The sequence below is a fragment of the Streptomyces sp. NPDC001135 genome (assembly GCF_053598395.1).
Genome location: NZ_JBSFKD010000015.1, coordinates 1 through 15,686 on the forward strand (window position 1 = coordinate 1; position 15,686 = coordinate 15,686).

At 74.4% G+C, this 15,686-nt stretch carries 17 protein-coding genes and 1 pseudogene; 12 read left to right on the forward strand and 6 right to left on the reverse strand.

Annotated elements, in window-relative coordinates:
• Positions 1–73: 73 nt before the first annotated feature.
• The 3 genes from ACWC94_RS19435 to ACWC94_RS19445 all read left to right on the forward strand — a co-directional run bounded on the left by ACWC94_RS19435 (position 74) and on the right by ACWC94_RS19445 (position 3,655).
• The gene (locus tag ACWC94_RS19435) at positions 74–964 is read left to right on the forward strand and encodes an MFS transporter (RefSeq protein ID WP_450797907.1); all 891 of its coding nucleotides are present in this window, start codon (positions 74–76) and stop codon (positions 962–964) included.
• A 164-nt stretch (positions 965–1,128) separates the two neighbouring features.
• Positions 1,129–2,103, forward strand: a complete 975-nt coding sequence (locus ACWC94_RS19440; RefSeq protein ID WP_450797909.1) for an alpha/beta hydrolase — start codon at positions 1,129–1,131, stop codon at positions 2,101–2,103.
• Positions 2,104–2,230: 127 nt separating this feature from the next.
• Entirely contained in the window at positions 2,231–3,655 is a 1,425-nt protein-coding gene (locus ACWC94_RS19445; protein ID WP_450797911.1) for an amidase, read from the forward strand.
• 186 nt (positions 3,656–3,841) lie between these two features.
• Here the strand turns inward: ACWC94_RS19445 and ACWC94_RS19450 are convergent.
• The 3 genes and pseudogenes from ACWC94_RS19450 to ACWC94_RS19460 form a co-directional block, all read right to left on the reverse strand.
• Positions 3,842–4,017: pseudogene (locus ACWC94_RS19450) on the reverse strand (MFS transporter); the annotation flags it as partial.
• Between the two features lie 35 nt (positions 4,018–4,052).
• Entirely contained in the window at positions 4,053–4,481 is a 429-nt protein-coding gene (locus ACWC94_RS19455; RefSeq protein WP_450797913.1) for a hypothetical protein, read from the reverse strand.
• Positions 4,478–5,269 carry a helix-turn-helix transcriptional regulator gene (locus ACWC94_RS19460; RefSeq protein ID WP_450797915.1) on the reverse strand — a complete coding sequence of 264 codons (792 nt, stop codon included), beginning with the start codon at positions 5,267–5,269 and terminating at the stop codon, positions 4,478–4,480. The genes ACWC94_RS19455 and ACWC94_RS19460 overlap by 4 nt, the downstream gene beginning before the upstream one ends.
• Before the next feature lie 150 nt (positions 5,270–5,419).
• Here ACWC94_RS19460 and ACWC94_RS19465 point away from each other — a divergent pair, with 150 nt between their 5' ends.
• Complete coding sequence (locus ACWC94_RS19465) at positions 5,420–5,833, forward strand: cupin domain-containing protein (protein ID WP_450797917.1); 414 nt, start codon at positions 5,420–5,422, stop codon at positions 5,831–5,833.
• 222 nt (positions 5,834–6,055) lie between these two features.
• A complete protein-coding gene (locus ACWC94_RS19470) occupies positions 6,056–6,502 on the forward strand; it encodes a type II toxin-antitoxin system PemK/MazF family toxin (protein ID WP_450797919.1) in 447 nt (148 codons plus the stop codon).
• A 27-nt stretch (positions 6,503–6,529) separates the two neighbouring features.
• Here the strand turns inward: ACWC94_RS19470 and ACWC94_RS19475 are convergent, their stop codons facing one another.
• Positions 6,530–7,369 (reverse strand): TIGR02452 family protein, encoded by an 840-nt coding sequence (locus tag ACWC94_RS19475; RefSeq protein WP_450797921.1) that lies wholly within the window; start codon positions 7,367–7,369, stop codon positions 6,530–6,532.
• Positions 7,370–7,646: 277 nt separating this feature from the next.
• Here ACWC94_RS19475 and egtA point away from each other — a divergent pair, with 277 nt between their 5' ends.
• Genes egtA through egtD form a run of 4 tightly spaced genes read left to right on the forward strand, consistent with a single transcriptional unit; the run spans position 7,647 to position 12,119 of the window.
• Positions 7,647–8,996, forward strand: coding sequence for an ergothioneine biosynthesis glutamate--cysteine ligase EgtA (gene egtA / locus ACWC94_RS19480; protein WP_450797923.1), 1,350 nt, complete (start codon positions 7,647–7,649; stop codon positions 8,994–8,996).
• Complete coding sequence (gene egtB, locus ACWC94_RS19485; RefSeq protein WP_450797925.1) at positions 8,993–10,348, forward strand: ergothioneine biosynthesis protein EgtB; 1,356 nt, start codon at positions 8,993–8,995, stop codon at positions 10,346–10,348. Before egtA ends, egtB begins: the two co-directional genes overlap by 4 nt.
• Entirely contained in the window at positions 10,348–11,163 is an 816-nt protein-coding gene (gene egtC, locus ACWC94_RS19490; protein ID WP_450797927.1) for an ergothioneine biosynthesis protein EgtC, read from the forward strand. Before egtB ends, egtC begins: the two co-directional genes overlap by 1 nt.
• Positions 11,160–12,119 carry an L-histidine N(alpha)-methyltransferase gene (gene egtD, locus ACWC94_RS19495; RefSeq protein WP_450797929.1) on the forward strand — a complete coding sequence of 320 codons (960 nt, stop codon included), beginning with the start codon at positions 11,160–11,162 and terminating at the stop codon, positions 12,117–12,119. The genes egtC and egtD overlap by 4 nt, the downstream gene beginning before the upstream one ends.
• Position 12,120: 1 nt before the next feature.
• On the opposite strand, the gene ACWC94_RS19500 is transcribed toward egtD, so the two are convergent.
• Complete coding sequence (locus ACWC94_RS19500; RefSeq protein WP_450797931.1) at positions 12,121–13,374, reverse strand: extracellular solute-binding protein; 1,254 nt, start codon at positions 13,372–13,374, stop codon at positions 12,121–12,123.
• Positions 13,375–13,588: 214 nt separating this feature from the next.
• Here ACWC94_RS19500 and ACWC94_RS19505 point away from each other — a divergent pair, with 214 nt between their 5' ends.
• Complete coding sequence (locus tag ACWC94_RS19505; protein WP_184966812.1) at positions 13,589–13,804, forward strand: dodecin; 216 nt, start codon at positions 13,589–13,591, stop codon at positions 13,802–13,804.
• A gap of 17 nt (positions 13,805–13,821) precedes the next feature.
• On the opposite strand, the gene ACWC94_RS19510 is transcribed toward ACWC94_RS19505, so the two are convergent.
• Positions 13,822–14,313: a phosphatase domain-containing protein gene (locus tag ACWC94_RS19510; protein ID WP_450797933.1), complete on the reverse strand. Its 492-nt coding sequence runs from the start codon at positions 14,311–14,313 to the stop codon at positions 13,822–13,824.
• Positions 14,314–14,392: 79 nt separating this feature from the next.
• On the opposite strand from ACWC94_RS19510, the gene ACWC94_RS19515 reads away from it, so the two are divergent.
• Both ACWC94_RS19515 and ACWC94_RS19520 read left to right on the forward strand, forming a co-directional pair.
• Positions 14,393–15,400 carry an LLM class flavin-dependent oxidoreductase gene (locus ACWC94_RS19515; RefSeq protein ID WP_450797935.1) on the forward strand — a complete coding sequence of 336 codons (1,008 nt, stop codon included), beginning with the start codon at positions 14,393–14,395 and terminating at the stop codon, positions 15,398–15,400.
• Positions 15,401–15,481: 81 nt separating this feature from the next.
• Positions 15,482–15,676 (forward strand): antitoxin, encoded by a 195-nt coding sequence (locus ACWC94_RS19520; RefSeq protein WP_450797937.1) that lies wholly within the window; start codon positions 15,482–15,484, stop codon positions 15,674–15,676.
• Positions 15,677–15,686: the final 10 nt, after the last annotated feature.

Sequence of the window (15,686 nt, forward strand, 5' to 3'; positions counted from 1 at the left end):
GGCCACTGCACCACACAGCGGGCGACCTCCCGGTGTTTGACGTTCGTGAGGTGCGAGGGTCGGCGCGGCCACGGTGATCGCTCCGCTGGCCGGCCCGCTGGCGGCGGGGCTGGTCCCGCCCGAGCGGCGGGGCGTGGTCGGCGGCACGCTGCTGAGCGGTGCCCTGGCCGGCATGCTGCTCTCCCGCACGGCCGGCGGTGCCCTCGGCGAGCGGCTGGGCTGGCGGGCGCCGTACGTCCTGGCGGCCCTGCTGACCCTGGCGGTCGGGCTGCTCCTGGCCCGTGCGCTCCCGGCCACGGCCCCGCCGTCCCGGCAGCGCTACCCGCGCCTGCTCGCCGAGCCCGTCCGCCTGCTCTTCGCCGAACCCGAGCTGCGCCGCTCGTCCTTCTACCAGGCGACGGTGTTCGCCGGTTTCTCCGCCGTGTGGACCGGGGTGGCCCTGCTGCTGACAGGGCCGGAGTACGGGCTCGGCGCGGCCGCGGTCGGACTGCTCGCGCTGGTCAACGCGGTGACCATGCTCGTCACGCCGTTCGCGGGCCGGCTGGTGGACCGGCGGGGCCCCGACCGGGTGAACCTGGTCTGTTTCCTGCTGGTCCTCGCCGCCACGGCGATGCTCGCCGTCGGCTGCCTCGGCGGCACCCCCGGCCTGCTGTCCCTCGGGGCGGGCACCCTGCTGCTGGACGTCGGCATGCAGTCCGGCATGGTCGCCAACCAGGTGCGTGTCTACGCCCTCGCCGCGGACGTCCGCAGCCGCCTCAACACCGCCTACATGACCTGCGCCTACCTGGGCGGCAGCCTCGGCTCCTGGCTCGGCGCCCGCGCGTACGCCTGGCACGGCTGGTCAGGGGTGTGCGGCCTGGTCGCCCTGCTGACCGGGCTGGGCCTGGTACGGCACCTGGGCGCACGGGCGGGCCGGCACCGGTCGGCTGCCACGCCCGGTCGGTCCCGGCCCGCCACGGGGTAGTCGTCCGACGGGCACACCCGGCGCCCCGCAAAGCCGCACGGACGGCCGTGGCCACGCAGCAGGGACGGCAACACCCCGCACCACCCCTACGGCGACACGCCACACCGCCCGTACGACCACACCCCACACCGCCCGCACCCCGCCACACCACGTCAGGAGACCCCATGCCGCCACTGGTCCCGCCGCCCTTCGACCCGGAACTCGCCGCCGCGCTCGACCTGCTCGGGGACGCGACCGCGCCCGGATTCACCCTGGACGAGCTGGCGTCCGCCCGGGCCACCGGCAGCGAGGTGCTCGGTCTGCTGGACCTCACCCTGGACGGTGCCTTCGAGGTGGAGGACCGTGCGGTGCCGGGCCCGGAGGGCGCCCCGGACGTCTCCCTCCTGCTCTGCCGCCCTGTCCGTACCGAGTCCACGGCCCCGCTGCCGGTGCTCTACCACGTGCACGGCGGCGGCATGGTGCTCGGCACCGACCGGGCCGGTGTGGACCAGCCCCTGGCGTGGGCGCGTGAACTGGGCGCGGTCGTGGTCTCGGTGGAGTACCGGCTCGCGCCCGAACATCCGCACCCGGCGCCGGTGGAGGACGTCTACGCGGGTCTGCTGTGGACCGCCGGGCACGCGCGGGAGATCGGCGCCGACCCGGACCGGATCGTCGCCGTGGGCGCCAGCGCGGGCGGCGGCCTCGCCGCGGCGCTCGCCCTGCTCAGCCGGGACCGTCAGGGCCCGCGCCTGCTCGGTCAGGTGCTGCTGGCCCCGATGCTCGACGACCGCAACGACACGGTCTCCAGCCACCAGATGGCCGGCGTCGGCGTCTGGGACCGCACCGCCAACGAGACCGGCTGGACGGCACTGCTCGGCGAGAGCCGCGGCGGCCCCGGCGTCCCGCCGTACGCCGCTCCCGCCCGCGCCGGCGACCTGTCCGACCTGCCTCCGGCCTACCTCGACGCGGGTTCGGCGGAGACCTTCCGGGACGAGGTGGTCGCCTACGCGTCCCGCATCTGGCAGTGCGGCGGCGAGGCCGAACTCCACATCTGGCCGGGCGCGTTCCACGGCTTCGACACGCTCGCCCCCCGGGCCGCCCTGTCCCGTGCGGCACGGACGGCCCGACTGGCCTGGCTGCGGCGGCTGTTGGCCCGGTGAGACGCGCCGCCGTCCGCGGCGCGCCGGCCGAGGCGGTCGACGACATCCGCGCGAAAACCGTACGCACGCCGCCTTCCGACGTTACCGTTCGGTAGACATCGTTCCCCGGAGCATCCCGGAGGTCGCCATGCCGCACGACCACCGCGCCGGTCTCGTGGAGACCCGGCGCGCGCTCGCCGACGGAGAGGTGAGCTCCCGTGCGCTGGTGGAAGGGGCGCTGAGCCGGATCGAGGCCACGCAGGGGACGCTGAACGCCTTCCGGATCGTGCGGGCCCGGGCCGCGCTGGCCGAGGCCGACGCCGCCGACCGGGAGTTGGCCGCCGGGGCGCGGCGTCCGCTGCTCGGGGTGCCGGTGGCGGTGAAGGACGACATGGACGTGGCCGGGGAGCCGACCGCGTTCGGCTGCCGGGGTGCGTTCCCACCGGTCACCGAGGACGCGGAGGCGGTACGGCGGCTGCGCGCGGCCGGTGCCGTGATCGTCGGCAAGACGAACACGTGCGAGCTGGGGCAGTGGCCGTTCACCGAGGGAGCGGCGTTCGGGGATACCCGCAATCCCTGGCACACCGGCCACACGCCCGGGGGTTCGTCCGGGGGCTCGGCCGCCGCCGTCGCCGCCGGACTCGTCCCCGCCGCGCTCGGCTCGGACGGCGCGGGCTCGGTGCGCATCCCGGCCTCGTGGACCGGCCTGATCGGCATCAAGCCGCAGCGCGGCCGTATCTCGACCTGGCCGCGCGGCGAGTCCTTCCACGGCATCACGGTCAACGGCACCCTCGCCCGGACCGTAGCCGACGCGGCCCTGCTGCTGGACGCGGCCAGCGGCAACCACGACCGGGACCCGCACCGGCCGCCCGCGCTGACCGTGGCGGAGGCGGTCGGCCGCGACCCGGGCCGGCTGCGCGTCGCCCTGTCCCTCAAGCCGCCGTTCACCGCCGTACCGGCCCGGCTGCACCCGGAGATCCGAGCACGGGTCGTCGAACTCGCGGAGAAGCTCGCGGCGTTGGGACACGACGTCGAGGAGGCCGATCCGCCGTACGGGCAGATCGGGCTGACCTTCGTGCCGCGCGCCACCGCCGGTATCGCCGACTGGGTCCGCGAGGCCCCCGACCCGGCGCTGCTCGACCCGCGCACCCGGGACGCGGCCCGGCTCGGCCGGCTGCTCGGCGGAGCGCCGCTGCGGGCGGCCCGGCGCGCGGAGGCGGTGCTGCACCGCCGTATCGGAGGGTTCTTCGGGCGCTACGACGTGATCCTCGCGCCGACGACGGCCGCACCCCCGCCCCGGATCGGCGCCCTGTACCGGCTGCGGCGCGGGCTGGCCACGGACCGCGCGATGATCGCCGCCTGCCCGTACGCCTGGCCGTGGAACGTACTGGGCTGGCCCGGCGTCAACGTACCCGCCGGCTTCGTCGGTGACGGTCTGCCGGTGGGCGCGCAGCTGCTGGGCCCCGCCCACAGCGAACCACTCCTGGTGTCCGTCGCCGCCCAGCTGGAGGCGGAGCTGTGCTGGCACGAGCGGTGGCCACCGGAGCCCGCCCCGGCATCACGGGCCGCCTGAGGCCGGTCCCACGGGCGATCGCTCGGCTCTCGCCCACCGGCAGCGGACCTGCCCACGTCCCGGTGATGCGGACACCCCGGCACGGGATGCCGGAGAACGTCCGCCGCTGCCTGCAAACCGTCGCCGAACGCGATGACCGGGACCACGAGCCGGCTCGCGCCCGGCGACGGCGACCGGTGAGCCGCGCTACCGGTCCTGCTCGGCGGCGACGGCCGAGGCGGACAGGAGCGTCGCGGCGGCGAGGCCGCCCCAGAGGGCGGACGGGCCGTGGGGGGCGGCAGCGGTGATGCGGGCAGGGGAGACGGCGAGGCCGAGGCCCTGGAGAGCTCGAAGCGGGCGAGGGCGCGCCCCAGGGCGTGGGCCGAGCGACGACGCGCCGGTCGGCGCCCGTACGCCGTCACACCGCGAGCAGGGCGACCCCGAGGGCGGTCAGGGCCACGGCTTTGAGGATCTCCAGCCCCACGTACCAGAAGTGGCTGCGGGAGCGGGGCAGTTCCTCCCCGGCGAGGATCCGGTCGGACCGGCGGTTGAGGGAGGGCCGGACCACGGCCAGCTGTGCGAGGAGCAGCACCGCGACGACCGCGGTCACCGCCGTGATCCCGGCCGGGGCACCACCCATGGCGAGCGCGGTGATCACGACGACGGCCAGCGCCGCCTCCACGGCGTTCAGCGCGCGGAAGACCAGCCGGCCTATCCCCAGGCCGACGGGGATGGTCACGCCCGGTGCACGGAACTTCAGCGGGGCCTCCAGGAAGGAGATCGCCAGCACCATGCCGAGCCAGACGAAGGTGACCGCGCTCGCGGTGGCGGCGGAGGTGGCGTTCATCGCTGGGGGCCTTTCTCCGCCGGGGCCGGCGGGTGGAGTTCGGCGAGAGGGGTTCCCTGAGCGCGGGACGGATCGGCGGTACGGCGGCCCGGGCGCGTCTGCCGACCCGGTGGGGGCTGGGCGGCGGTGGTCTCGGCCAGGTGGGCCACGCAGGAGTCGGGGTCCGCGAAGGGTTCCAGGCCGGTTGCCGTCAGCGGGGCGCCCAGCCGGGCCAACGCGCCCTGCATCAGGCCCAGATGGAGCGGGCACACCACCTGCCCGTGTTCCTCGGCGAGTTCCAGGAAGGGGCAGTGCCGCAGCCGGATCCGCCGGGGCGGCCCACCGGCCCGGTCGGCCCCTTCCGGCTGCGGCGCGAAGCCCAACTCGCCCAGCAGCGCGAGGAGCGCGGCCACCGAACGCCCGGCGGTCGGCTCCTCGGACGGTGGTGTCGGCTCGACGAGGGAACTACCCCACGCCCGGCCCGTCTCCATCGCGTCCGTCCGCGCCGTCGCCGGGTCGGCGGACGCCCACCGGCTGAGCAGGATGCGGGCGAGGAGCCGGTAGTCACGCGTGCCGCCGCGGTCCATACCCGGGCGCGCGGTGTAGACGGTGCGGGGCCGGCCGGGTCCGGGGGACGCCTCGGCCCGGCGCTCGACCAGGCCCTCGGCCGCCAGGACGTCCAGGTGGAAGCGCACCGTGTTGGGGTGGACGCCGATCCGCTCGGCCGTCTCCGCGACGCCGAGCGGTGAGGGTGCCGTGCGCAGTACGTCCAGCACCTCCCGGCGGCGCGGGCTCTTCCGCGGGGTCATCCCCGACCCCCTCTCCCACCTGCGCGTATTTTTTACGAACCCTGCATGGATAAATTGTAGGATGGGCACGAGCAAGCAGTCGGTAGCGGTATCCGGGGACGTCCGGGGACAGGACTTCCCGGGATACGGAAGAGCCGAGAGGATCACCAGATGACGTCGCGGTCCGCGATCGACACGGGGCCGGCCGGCCGCACCGCGGCGGACGCGCGCGTGCTGTGCGACACCCGGGCGCTGGCCGAGGCTCCGCCGGTGCCGGGCGGAGTGCTCTGGAAGCTGGCCGAGAGCGGACGGCAGCTCGACGCCAACGTGGTCCGGCTCGCGCCGGGCGGCCGGATCACAGCCCACACCGAACAGCAGCTGGATGTGATGGTTCTGGTCGTGGCCGGGGACGGCGTGCTCGGCTCGGGCCCCGCCGGCGCACCCGAGCCGCTCGCCGAGGGTGCCCTGGTCTGGCTGCCGCACGGCGCGCCGCGCAGCATCACCGCCGGTGAGGCGGGCCTGACGTATGTGACCGTGCATCAGCGCCGCCCGGGTATGCGGATCGACACGCGCCCGGACACCTGACCGCCCGCACCGGCCACGCCCTCGCCGCACCCGGCGCCTTGACTGCCCCGGCCGCGGGCGGTTCGCGCCTCGCCGAGTGTCGTCCAGGCGGCACGGGTGGGCGCCGGGGCAACCCTTCGGCACAGGCACCTCCCGCGAGCGAGCAGTGCCCGGCCCCGTCGGTACAACGCGCGAACGGCGGGCGCCCCTTGCGCTCCCGGTGCGGCCCACTAGGGTGCCTGCGTGACCACGTTTACCGATGAGAACGTCCCCGGCCGGTACGGCCGCCACGCCACCACCGAGGCCGCCCCGCGCGAGGTCGGCCGGGTGCGCACCGAGTACTCCCCGGCCCACGACGGCGACCCGGACCCCGGTGAGATCGTGTGGACCTGGGTGCCGTTCGAGGAGAACGACGGCCGGGGCAAGGACCGGCCGGTGCTGGTCGTCGCCCGGGAGGCGGCCGGCACGTTCCTCGCCGTGCAGCTGTCCAGCAAGCGGCACGACGGCGACCGGGAGTGGGTCGCGATCGGCAGCGGGCCGTGGGACCGGACCGGCCGGGACTCATGGGTGGACGTGGACCGCGTGCTGCGGCTGCACGAGGAGGGTATGCGCCGTGAGGCGTGCGCCCTGGACCGGATGCGGTTCAACCTCGTCCGGCAGCGGCTGCACGAGCGCTACGGCTGGACCTGACCGGGACAGGACGCGTGGGCCCGGTCCTCAGGAAAACGCCCGGGTGAACGCCTCCCGCACCACCGCCCCCGGCGTCCGGTCCAGTACCCCGAACACCACGTGCTCGAAGGTCCTGGCGAACCGGCCGCCGGGGCCGAGCAGCGCCCGGAACGCTCCCGCGACCTGCGCCGGGTCGTTCTGGAACACGCCGCAGCCCCAGGCGCCGAGCACCAGGCGGCGATAGCCGTGGGCGGCGGCCGTCTCGAGCACCCGCTCGGCCCGTACCGCCAGGGCGCCCGGCAGTTCGGCGGCGCGCTCCGGTTCCGTACGCCGTACGACGCCCGCGTTGGGGGCGGCCGCGGTCAGGAAGCCGGCGCGGTACGGCTCGGCCAGCAGCCGGCCCCGGTCGTCGCGGAAGACCGGGACGGCCGGTGAGTGGATCACCCGGTCCGTGTAGAACGGGTCGCGGTGGGCGCGGTGGTGGTCGTAGAAGGAGCGGGCCGTCAGCAGGCAGGTGTACAGCGCGGAGGCACGGCACAGGGCCTCCTCCTGGGCCTGCGCGCCGTTGAGGTAACCGCCGCCCGGATTGCGGGCGGACGCGAAGTTCAGCACGGCGACCGGAGCGTCGGCCAGCCGGCGGGCGGCCTCCAGACTGCTCTCCCCGGTGACCTCGACAACGGTGTCGCCCTCGCGTGCCGCGCCGGTGTCGGCGCGGGCCGTGTCCGTCTCCCGTACCGGAACCGGTTCCGGGCCGGACATCCGCGTACCACGCCGCGCGGCCTCGATCTCCGCCGCGAGGGACACCTCCCGGCCGTCCGGCGCGCGGTACCGTCCCGCCGCCACGATCTGTTCCGTCTCCGCGGCGATCCCGCGCAGGCGCGCGCTCACGGCGCCACCCCCGTGGGCGCCGCGACCGCGGCCTGCGCGGTCTCCCCCGTCGTGCTCATGCACGCATCCTGGGTGATGCTGGTGATGCGGTGCAACGGAGTTTCCCGCCCCCGGAACAGCCCGGAAACGCATACGGAAACGGAGATGACCGATCCGGAACGTCCGCTGGGGCACCCTTGTGCGAATCGGCCCGAGGGTCTTGGGTGGGACCCGTGCCTGCCCGGCCCGGCGCCTCAACCGGGCCGGTGGCATGGTGGAATCTCAGGAGGATCCCGACATGTCCGATTCAAAAAGTGACGGTGGCGACTGTACGGACCACCGCACCGCCGTCACCGAAGCCGAGGTGGAGGCCCTGGTCCGGGGCATCTGCTTCAAGACCGGGCCACCCCGCACCCTGGGTGTGGAGCTGGAGTGGCTCGTCCACGAGCTGCGGATGCCGCAGCTCCCCGTGACCCCCGAACGTCTGAAAGCGGCGTACGCCGCGCTGCGGGCCGTGCCCCTGCGGTCGCCGCTCACCGTGGAACCCGGCGGCCAGCTGGAGCTGAGCTCGCCGCCCGCCGCCTCCCTGATGGAGTGCGTCGGCACCGTCTCCGCCGACCTGGACACCGTCCGCGGCGTCCTCGCCGAGCACGGTCTCGGTCTGGTCGGCATCGGCCACGACCCCTGGCACACCCCCCGCAGGTTCCTGCACGAGCCGCGCTACGACGCGATGGAGACCTGCCTGGACCGCACCGGCCCGGCGGGCCGCCACATGATGTGCACCTCCGCCTCCGTGCAGGTCTGCTTGGACGCCGGGCATGAGGAGCCCGGCCCGCTCGGGCACCAGCGGCGCTGGTGGCTGGCCCATACGCTGGGGGCGGTCCTGGTGGCCGCGTTCGCCAACTCCCCGCTGCTCGGCCGTGAGCCCACGGGCTGGCTGTCCACCCGCCAGCTGCTGTGGACGGAGATCGGCGCCGGCCGCGCGGGCGCTCCCCCGCTGGGCGGCGACCCACGGGCCGCCTGGGCCCGGCATGTGCTGGACGCGCCGGTGATGTGTGTGCGCCGGGACAGCGGGCCATGGGAGGTGCCCGAGGGGCTCACCTTCCGGGAGTGGACCCGTTCCCGGTCGCCCCGGCCGCCCACCCGGGCGGATCTCGACTATCACCTGACCACGCTGTTCCCGCCGGTCCGGCCGCGCGGCCATCTGGAGCTGCGGATGATCGACGCGCAGCCCGGCGACGACGGCTGGATCGTGCCGCTCGCGGTGACGGCGGCGCTGTTCGACGATCCGGAGGCCGCCGAGACGGCGTACCGGAGCGTGAAACCCCTCGCGGAGCGGGCCCTGAACCTGCCCGCCCCGCACAACCCGCTGTGGACCGACGCGGCCCGGCGCGGGCTCGGCGATCCGGAACTGCGCGAGGCCGCGGACCTGTGTTTCGCGGCGGCGCTGGAGGCCCTGCCCCGGCTCGGCGCCACCGCCGGGGTGACGGCGGCGGTGGCCGCGTACCGGGACCGCCATGTCGCCCGGGGCCGCTGTCCGGCCCATGACCTGCTCGACCGGCTGGACGGCGGCGATCCGCCCCCGGCCCGGTCCGGCCGTACCGGGGGCACCCCCACCACCCACGGGAGGAAGGACATCCGCATATGACCGCCCCCGAGACCGCCACCGTGACGACGGAGACGCCAGAGACGACGGAGGGGGACAGCGAGGCGCTGCGGGAGCGCGCGCTGGCCGCGCTGACCACCGCCCGTGCCCGCACCACGCTGCTGACCGGCTGTGTCGAGGACCCGGACCTCACCGCCCAGCACTCACCGCTGATGTCTCCGCTGGTGTGGGACCTCGCGCACATCGGCAACCAGGAGGAGCTGTGGCTGCTGCGGGCGGTCGGCGGCCGGGACGCCATGCGGCCCGAGATCGACAGCCTCTACGACGCCTTCGAGCACCCGCGCGCCGAACGGCCCGCGCTGCCGCTGCTGGCGCCCGCCGAGGCCCGCCGGTACGCGGCCGAGGTGCGCGGCCGGGTCATGGACCTGTTGGAGAAGGCGGACTTCCACGGCACCCGGCTGACGGAGGCCGGATTCGCCTTCGGCATGATCGCCCAGCACGAACAGCAGCACGACGAGACCATGCTGATCACCCATCAGCTCAGGAAGGGCCCGCGGGCGCTGACCGCCCCCGACCCGGAGCCGGCCCCGCTGTTCACCGGTCCCGCCGAAGTCCTGGTCCCCGGGGGCCCGTTCACCATGGGCACCTCGACCGAGCCGTGGGCACTGGACAACGAACGCCCGGCGCACGCCCGTGAGGTGGCGCCGTTCTGGATCGACACCACCCCGGTGACGAACGCGGCGTACCAGGCGTTCATCGACGACGGCGGCTACGACACCGAGCGCTGGTGGACGCCGGAGGGCTGGACGCACATCCGGCAGCACGCCATCACGGCCCCGCTGTTCTGGCGCCGGGACGGCGACCACTGGCTGCGGCGCCGTTTCGGGGTGACCGAGGCGGTCCCGCCGGACGAGCCGGTCCTGCACGTGTGCTGGTACGAGGCCGACGCCTACGCCCGCTGGGCCGGGCGCCGGCTGCCCACCGAGGCGGAGTGGGAGAAGGCCGCCCGGCACGACCCGGCCACCGGCCGCTCGACGCGCTACCCGTGGGGCGACGCGGACCCGGCGCCGGAACACGCCAACCTGGGCCAGCGGCACCTCAGGCCCGCCCCCGCCGGCAGCTACCCGGCCGGTGAGTCCCCGCTCGGCGTACGGCAGTTGATCGGTGACGTGTGGGAATGGACGGCGAGCGACTTCCTGCCGTACCCGGGTTTTACGGCCTTCCCGTACAAGGAGTACTCGGAGGTGTTCTTCGGCTCCGACCACAAGGTGCTGCGCGGCGGTTCGTTCGCGGTGGACCCGGTGGCCTGCCGGGGCACGTTCCGCAACTGGGACTATCCGGTCCGGCGGCAGATCTTCTGCGGGTTCCGCACCGCCCGCTCGGAGACGGTCTGATGTGCCGGCACCTGGCCTATGTGGGGCCCGAGGTGCCGCTCGGCCGGATCCTCGTGGAGCCCGGGCACAGCCTGCTGCGCCAGTCGTGGGCGCCCCGGCGGCAGCGCTACGGCACGGTCAACGCCGATGGTTTCGGGGTGGGGTGGTACACCCCGGACGATCCGGTGCCGGCGCGCTACCGGCGTGCGGGGCCCATCTGGGCGGACCTGTCCTTCGCCGACCTGGCGCGGGTGGTGCGCTCCGGCGCCTTCCTGGCCGCCGTACGGGACGCGACGCTCGCGGGCGCGGACGCCGAGGCCGCCGCGGCGCCCTTCGCCTCGGGCCGGTGGCTGTTCAGCCACAACGGCGCCGTCCCGGGCTGGCCCGACTCCGCGGCCCCGCTGGCGTCCGCGCTGCCTCCGGTCGAACTGCTGTCGCTGCAGGCCCGTACCGACTCGGCGTTCGCGTGGGCGCTCGTCCTGCACCGGCTGCGGTGCGGTGACGAGCCGGACCAGGCCCTCGGCGAGACGGTCCGCCGGCTGGCCGGGGCGGCCCCCGCGTCCCGGCTCAACCTGCTGTTGACGGACGGCGCGACGATCACCGCGACCGCCTGGGGCGACAGCCTCTGGTACCGCACGGACCCGGGCCGGAGCACGGTCGTCGCCTCCGAACCGTACGACGACGATCCGCTCTGGCAGGAGGTCCCCGACCGCACCGTGCTCACCGCGAGCCGCGCCGGCGTGCTGCTCGCACCGCTGGAGGATCCGGCGTCCTCCCCCACTCCCGACTGCGCTCGAGCGGGGGGACCCCCATCAACGAAGGAGCCCTGTACGTGAGCCCCCTGCACGTCACCCGCACCCTCCCCGAGGACGCGACGGACGCCGCGCTGCGCGCGGACGTCCTGAGCGGCCTGACCGTCCAGCCCAAGTGGCTGCCGCCCAAGTGGTTCTACGACGCCCGCGGCAGCGAGCTGTTCGAGCAGATCACCGAGCTGCCCGAGTACTACCCCACCCGTGCCGAGCGGGAGATCCTCGCCACCCGGTCCGGCGAGATCGCCGCCGCCAGCGGGGCCCGTACGCTGGTCGAACTCGGCTCGGGCTCCTCGGAGAAGACCCGCTACCTCCTCGAGGCGCTCGCACCGGCGGCGTACGTCCCGGTCGACGTCAGCGAGAGCGCCCTCACCCAGGCCGGCGAGGCGCTGGTCGCGGACCACCCGGACCTCGCCGTCCACGCGCTGATCGCCGACTTCACCGCTCCGCTGGCCCTGCCCGCCACGCCCGGGCCCCGGCTGGTGGCCTTCCTCGGGGGCACGATCGGCAATCTGCTGCCCGACGAGCGCCAGAAGTTCCTGGCCTCCGTGCGCGCGCTGCTCGCGCCGGGCGACGGGCTGCTGCTCGGCACGGACCTGGTCAAGGACGAACGGGTGCTGGTCCGGGCGTACGACGACGCCGCCGGGGTGACGGCCGCGTTCAACAAGAACGTGCTGGCCGTCGTCGACCGCGAACTGGGCGCCGACTTCGACCCGGACGCCTTCGACCATGTGGCGCTGTGGGACGCCGAGCGGGAGTGGATCGAGATGCGGCTGCGCTCGCGTACCGCGCAGACCGTGAAGGTGCCGGCACTGGACCTCGCCGTGGACTTCGCGGCGGGCGAGGAGCTGCGCACCGAGGTGTCGGCCAAGTTCCGCAAGGAGGGCGTCACCGCCGAACTCGCGGCAGCCGGACTGGAGTTGACTCACTGGTGGACGGACGAGCAGGGCCGCTTCGCGCTGTCGCTGAGCGTGGTGCGGTGAGTCAGAGGTCCGGGGTGAGTTCCTTGGTGATCCTGGCGGAGGCCCGGCGGGCCTCCGTCGCCGGGTCCGCACCCTCGATCACCCGGGTCATGTACTCCTTGACCGGGTTGTCGGCCTCGACGTCGGCCCACTGAGGGGTGCCGGGGGTCGCCCGGCCGTGTGCCGCGCCCGCGGCCATGGCGGCGACCCCCTCCTCGCCCGTGACCGCGCTCGCCAGCGTGGTCTTGTTGGGCACGTAGTTCATGGTGCGGGCGAGTTCGGTGTCCCACTTGGCGCCGGTGAGCGCGCCGACGACGGCCGTCGCCGCGAACTGGTCCTTGGTACGGTCCGGGACGACCAGGTCGGAGCCGCCGGTGAAGACGGTCCCCGGGCGCGCGGCGGTCTTCCCGGGCACCGGGAAGAACCCCAGCCTGTCCTTCAGCCCCGGGTTCTGCCGCACGACCGCCCGGGCGAGCCCGGGTACGGCGACGATCTGCGCCACCTTGCCGCCGGCGAACACGCCGGCCTGGGGCGGGTGTTCCTCGTCCGCGTCCACCGGGCCCCGGCCCAGCGCCTGCAGCCGGCGGTAGAAGTCCATGCCGCGCAGCGCGGCCGGTGTGCCGAGGGCGCCCCGCCACTTGTAGTCGTGTTCCTCGGCGAGGTCGCCGCCCTCGTCCCAGATGAACCCCGAGAGGGTGTACCAGTCCTGTCCGGCGAGGTAGATGCCCTGGTTGCCGCCGGAGTTGAGCTTCTCGGTGTCGGCGAGCCACTCCTCGCGGGTCTTCGGCGGGCGGGTGATGCCGGCCGCCCGGAACAGGTCCTTGCGGTAGACGACGACGCGGTTGGCCGCGTACCAGGGGATGCCGTACTGCTTGTTGCCGTCCTTGCCGGGCTCGGCGAGGCCGGGCAGCCACGTGTCCTTGCCCCAGTCGCGCATCGACTCCAGTGTGAGGTCGGCGAGCCGGCCGCCGTCGGCGTACAGCGGCACCTGGGTGTTGCCGACCTCGATGACATCGGGTCCGCGGCCGGAGTCGTCCTGGAGCGCCGTGCGGACCTTGCCGACGATGCCGGTCCAGTCCTGGATGCGGATGCTCAGGCGCAGGTCCTTGTGGGTGCGTTCGAAGTCGGCGGTGAAGCGCCGGAGGAACTCCTCGGAGGCGCTGTCCTTCATCAGCCACACGGTGACCGTCTCGCGGTCGTGCTCTCCGGGGAGCATCCCGCAGGCGCTGACGAGGGAACCGGTGACACACACGAGGGCGAGCAGGCGACGTCTCACGAGGGTCCTGTTTCTGTCTGGCAGGGCGGTGCGGACAGGGGTGGGGGCCCGACGTGGGGGGACGAGAGGCACGGCTCGTACGGGTGTGCTGGATTTTGGTATGGACCAATGCGCGGGGTCAAGGGGGCTACGCACGGTACGTGTGCGACCGCCGTGCGGTCCGGGCGCGGATGCGGCACCGTGGAGTACGGCGTGACACGAGAGGAGCACCCGCATGTCGAACCACACCTACCGGGTCACCGAGATCGTCGGCACCTCGCACGAGGGCATCGACCAGGCCATCCGCAACGGCATCGCCCGCGCCGACCAGACCCTGCGCAACCTGGACTGGTTCGAGGTGACCCAGGTCCGCGGCCAGATCGAGAACGGGCGGATCGAGCACTACCAGGTGGGCCTGAAGGTGGGATTCCGCATCGAGGACGGCGACTGAGCACGGCCACCGGACCGTCAGGTACGCCCTTCGCGCTCCTGCGCCTCTTCCAGGGCGGCGGACTTGGCCGCCCAGCGGGCCCGCACCACGGTGAACCCGGCTCGTTCGGCGTCGTCGCAGACCAGCTCGTCGTCGTCCACGACGAACCGCACCTCCCGGTCGCGCGCGAGCCGGCGCAGGATCTCCAGCTTGGTGAACCGGGCCGGCCTGCGGTCGGCGTTGCCGCGCATGTGCACCCGCCCCTCGGGCAGCCCGTGCCGCGCGAGCCACTGCACGGTGTCCCGGCGGTACCGCTCGGGTCGGCCCGTGAGATAGACGACCTCGCACTCCCCGGCGCTCCCCAGCGCCAGCGCCACCCCCTCCTCGAGCGGCGGGTCCGCGGGCGCGGCGGCGAAGAACGCGCCCCAGTCCCGCGGCCGGCTCTCCAGGAAGTGCTGCCGGTGAGCGGTGTCGGCCAGGGTGTTGTCGAGGTCGAACACGGCGAGCGGACGCCCGTTGCTGTCGGTCACGGGGACACCCTAGCCAGACCCGCCGTACCGACACGGACCGCCTCGGGAATCCCCGGGCCGTCGGGACGTTGAACCCTTCGTGAGCAGCACAGTGATCGCCCGGACCCGGTTCTCCGTCCTCGACCGTTCCCGCACCCGCGCCGGGCACCCGCCCGCCGAGGCCCTGCGGGACACCGTCGCGCTGGCACGGGAGGCGGAGGCGCTCGGCTATCACCGCTTCTGGGTGTCCGAGCACCACGGCGTGCCCGGCGTCGCCGGCTCCGCGCCGACCGTGCTCGCCGCCGCGGTCGCCTCCGCGACCCGTACGATCCGGGTCGGCACCGGCGGCGTGATGCTGCCCAACCACCGGCCCCTCGTCGTCGCCGAGCAGTTCGGCGTCCTGGAGTCCCTGTTCCCCGGCCGGATCGACATGGGGCTCGGGCGTTCCGTCGGCTTCACCGACGGGGTGCGCAGGGCGCTCGGCCGGGACAAGGAGGACGCCGGGGACTTCGCGGCACAACTCGACGAGCTGCTGGGCTGGTTCGAGGGCGGGTCGCCGACCGGGGTGCGGGCCCGGCCCGCGGAAGGGCTGCGGGTACCGCCGTTCGTGCTGGCCATGGGCGAGGGCGCGCGGATCGCGGCGCGCGCCGGGCTGCCGGTGGTGATCGGCGATCTGCGTGGCCGCGAGAAGCTGCTGCGGGGCATCGACCAGTACCGCTCCCTGTTCCGCCCCTCCCCGTGGGCGTCCGAGCCGTATGTCGTGGTCTCCGGCACGGTCGCGGTCGCGGGGACCGAGGAGGAAGCACGGCGGCTGCTGGTCCCGGAGGCCTGGTCGACGGCGTACTCGCGCACCCACGGCACCTTCCCGCCCCTCGCCCCGGCCGGGGAGACCGAGGCCCGCACGATGACCGCGAAGGAGCGCGGCTTGTACGAGGCCTCTCTCGCCGGCCACATCGCCGGCACCGCCGAGCAGGTCGCCCATGAGCTGGAGACGGTGCTGAAGGAGACGGGGGCGGACGAGGTCCTGGTCACCACGAGTACGTACGACCGTACGGCCCTGCTGGATTCCCATCGGCGGCTCGCCGGCCTCTTCGCGCCGGGCCGCTGAGGCCCACGGCCCCGAGATGCGAACCCTCCCGGGGCCGGTGACCCTGGGAGGGCAAGCCGCACAGCGACGAGGAGGGCTGCCATGTCCTTCATGGACAAGATCAAGGGCATGCTCAAGGGCCATGAGGACACGGCCGACAAGGGCATCGACAAGGGCGGCGACTACGTCGACAAGCGCACCGGTGACACGTACAAGTCACAGGTCGACGCCGCGCAGGACAAGCTGCGGGACGAGTTCGGCACCCGGCCGAACCGGGACAACCCGCCGCAGTCGTAGCGTACGGGGG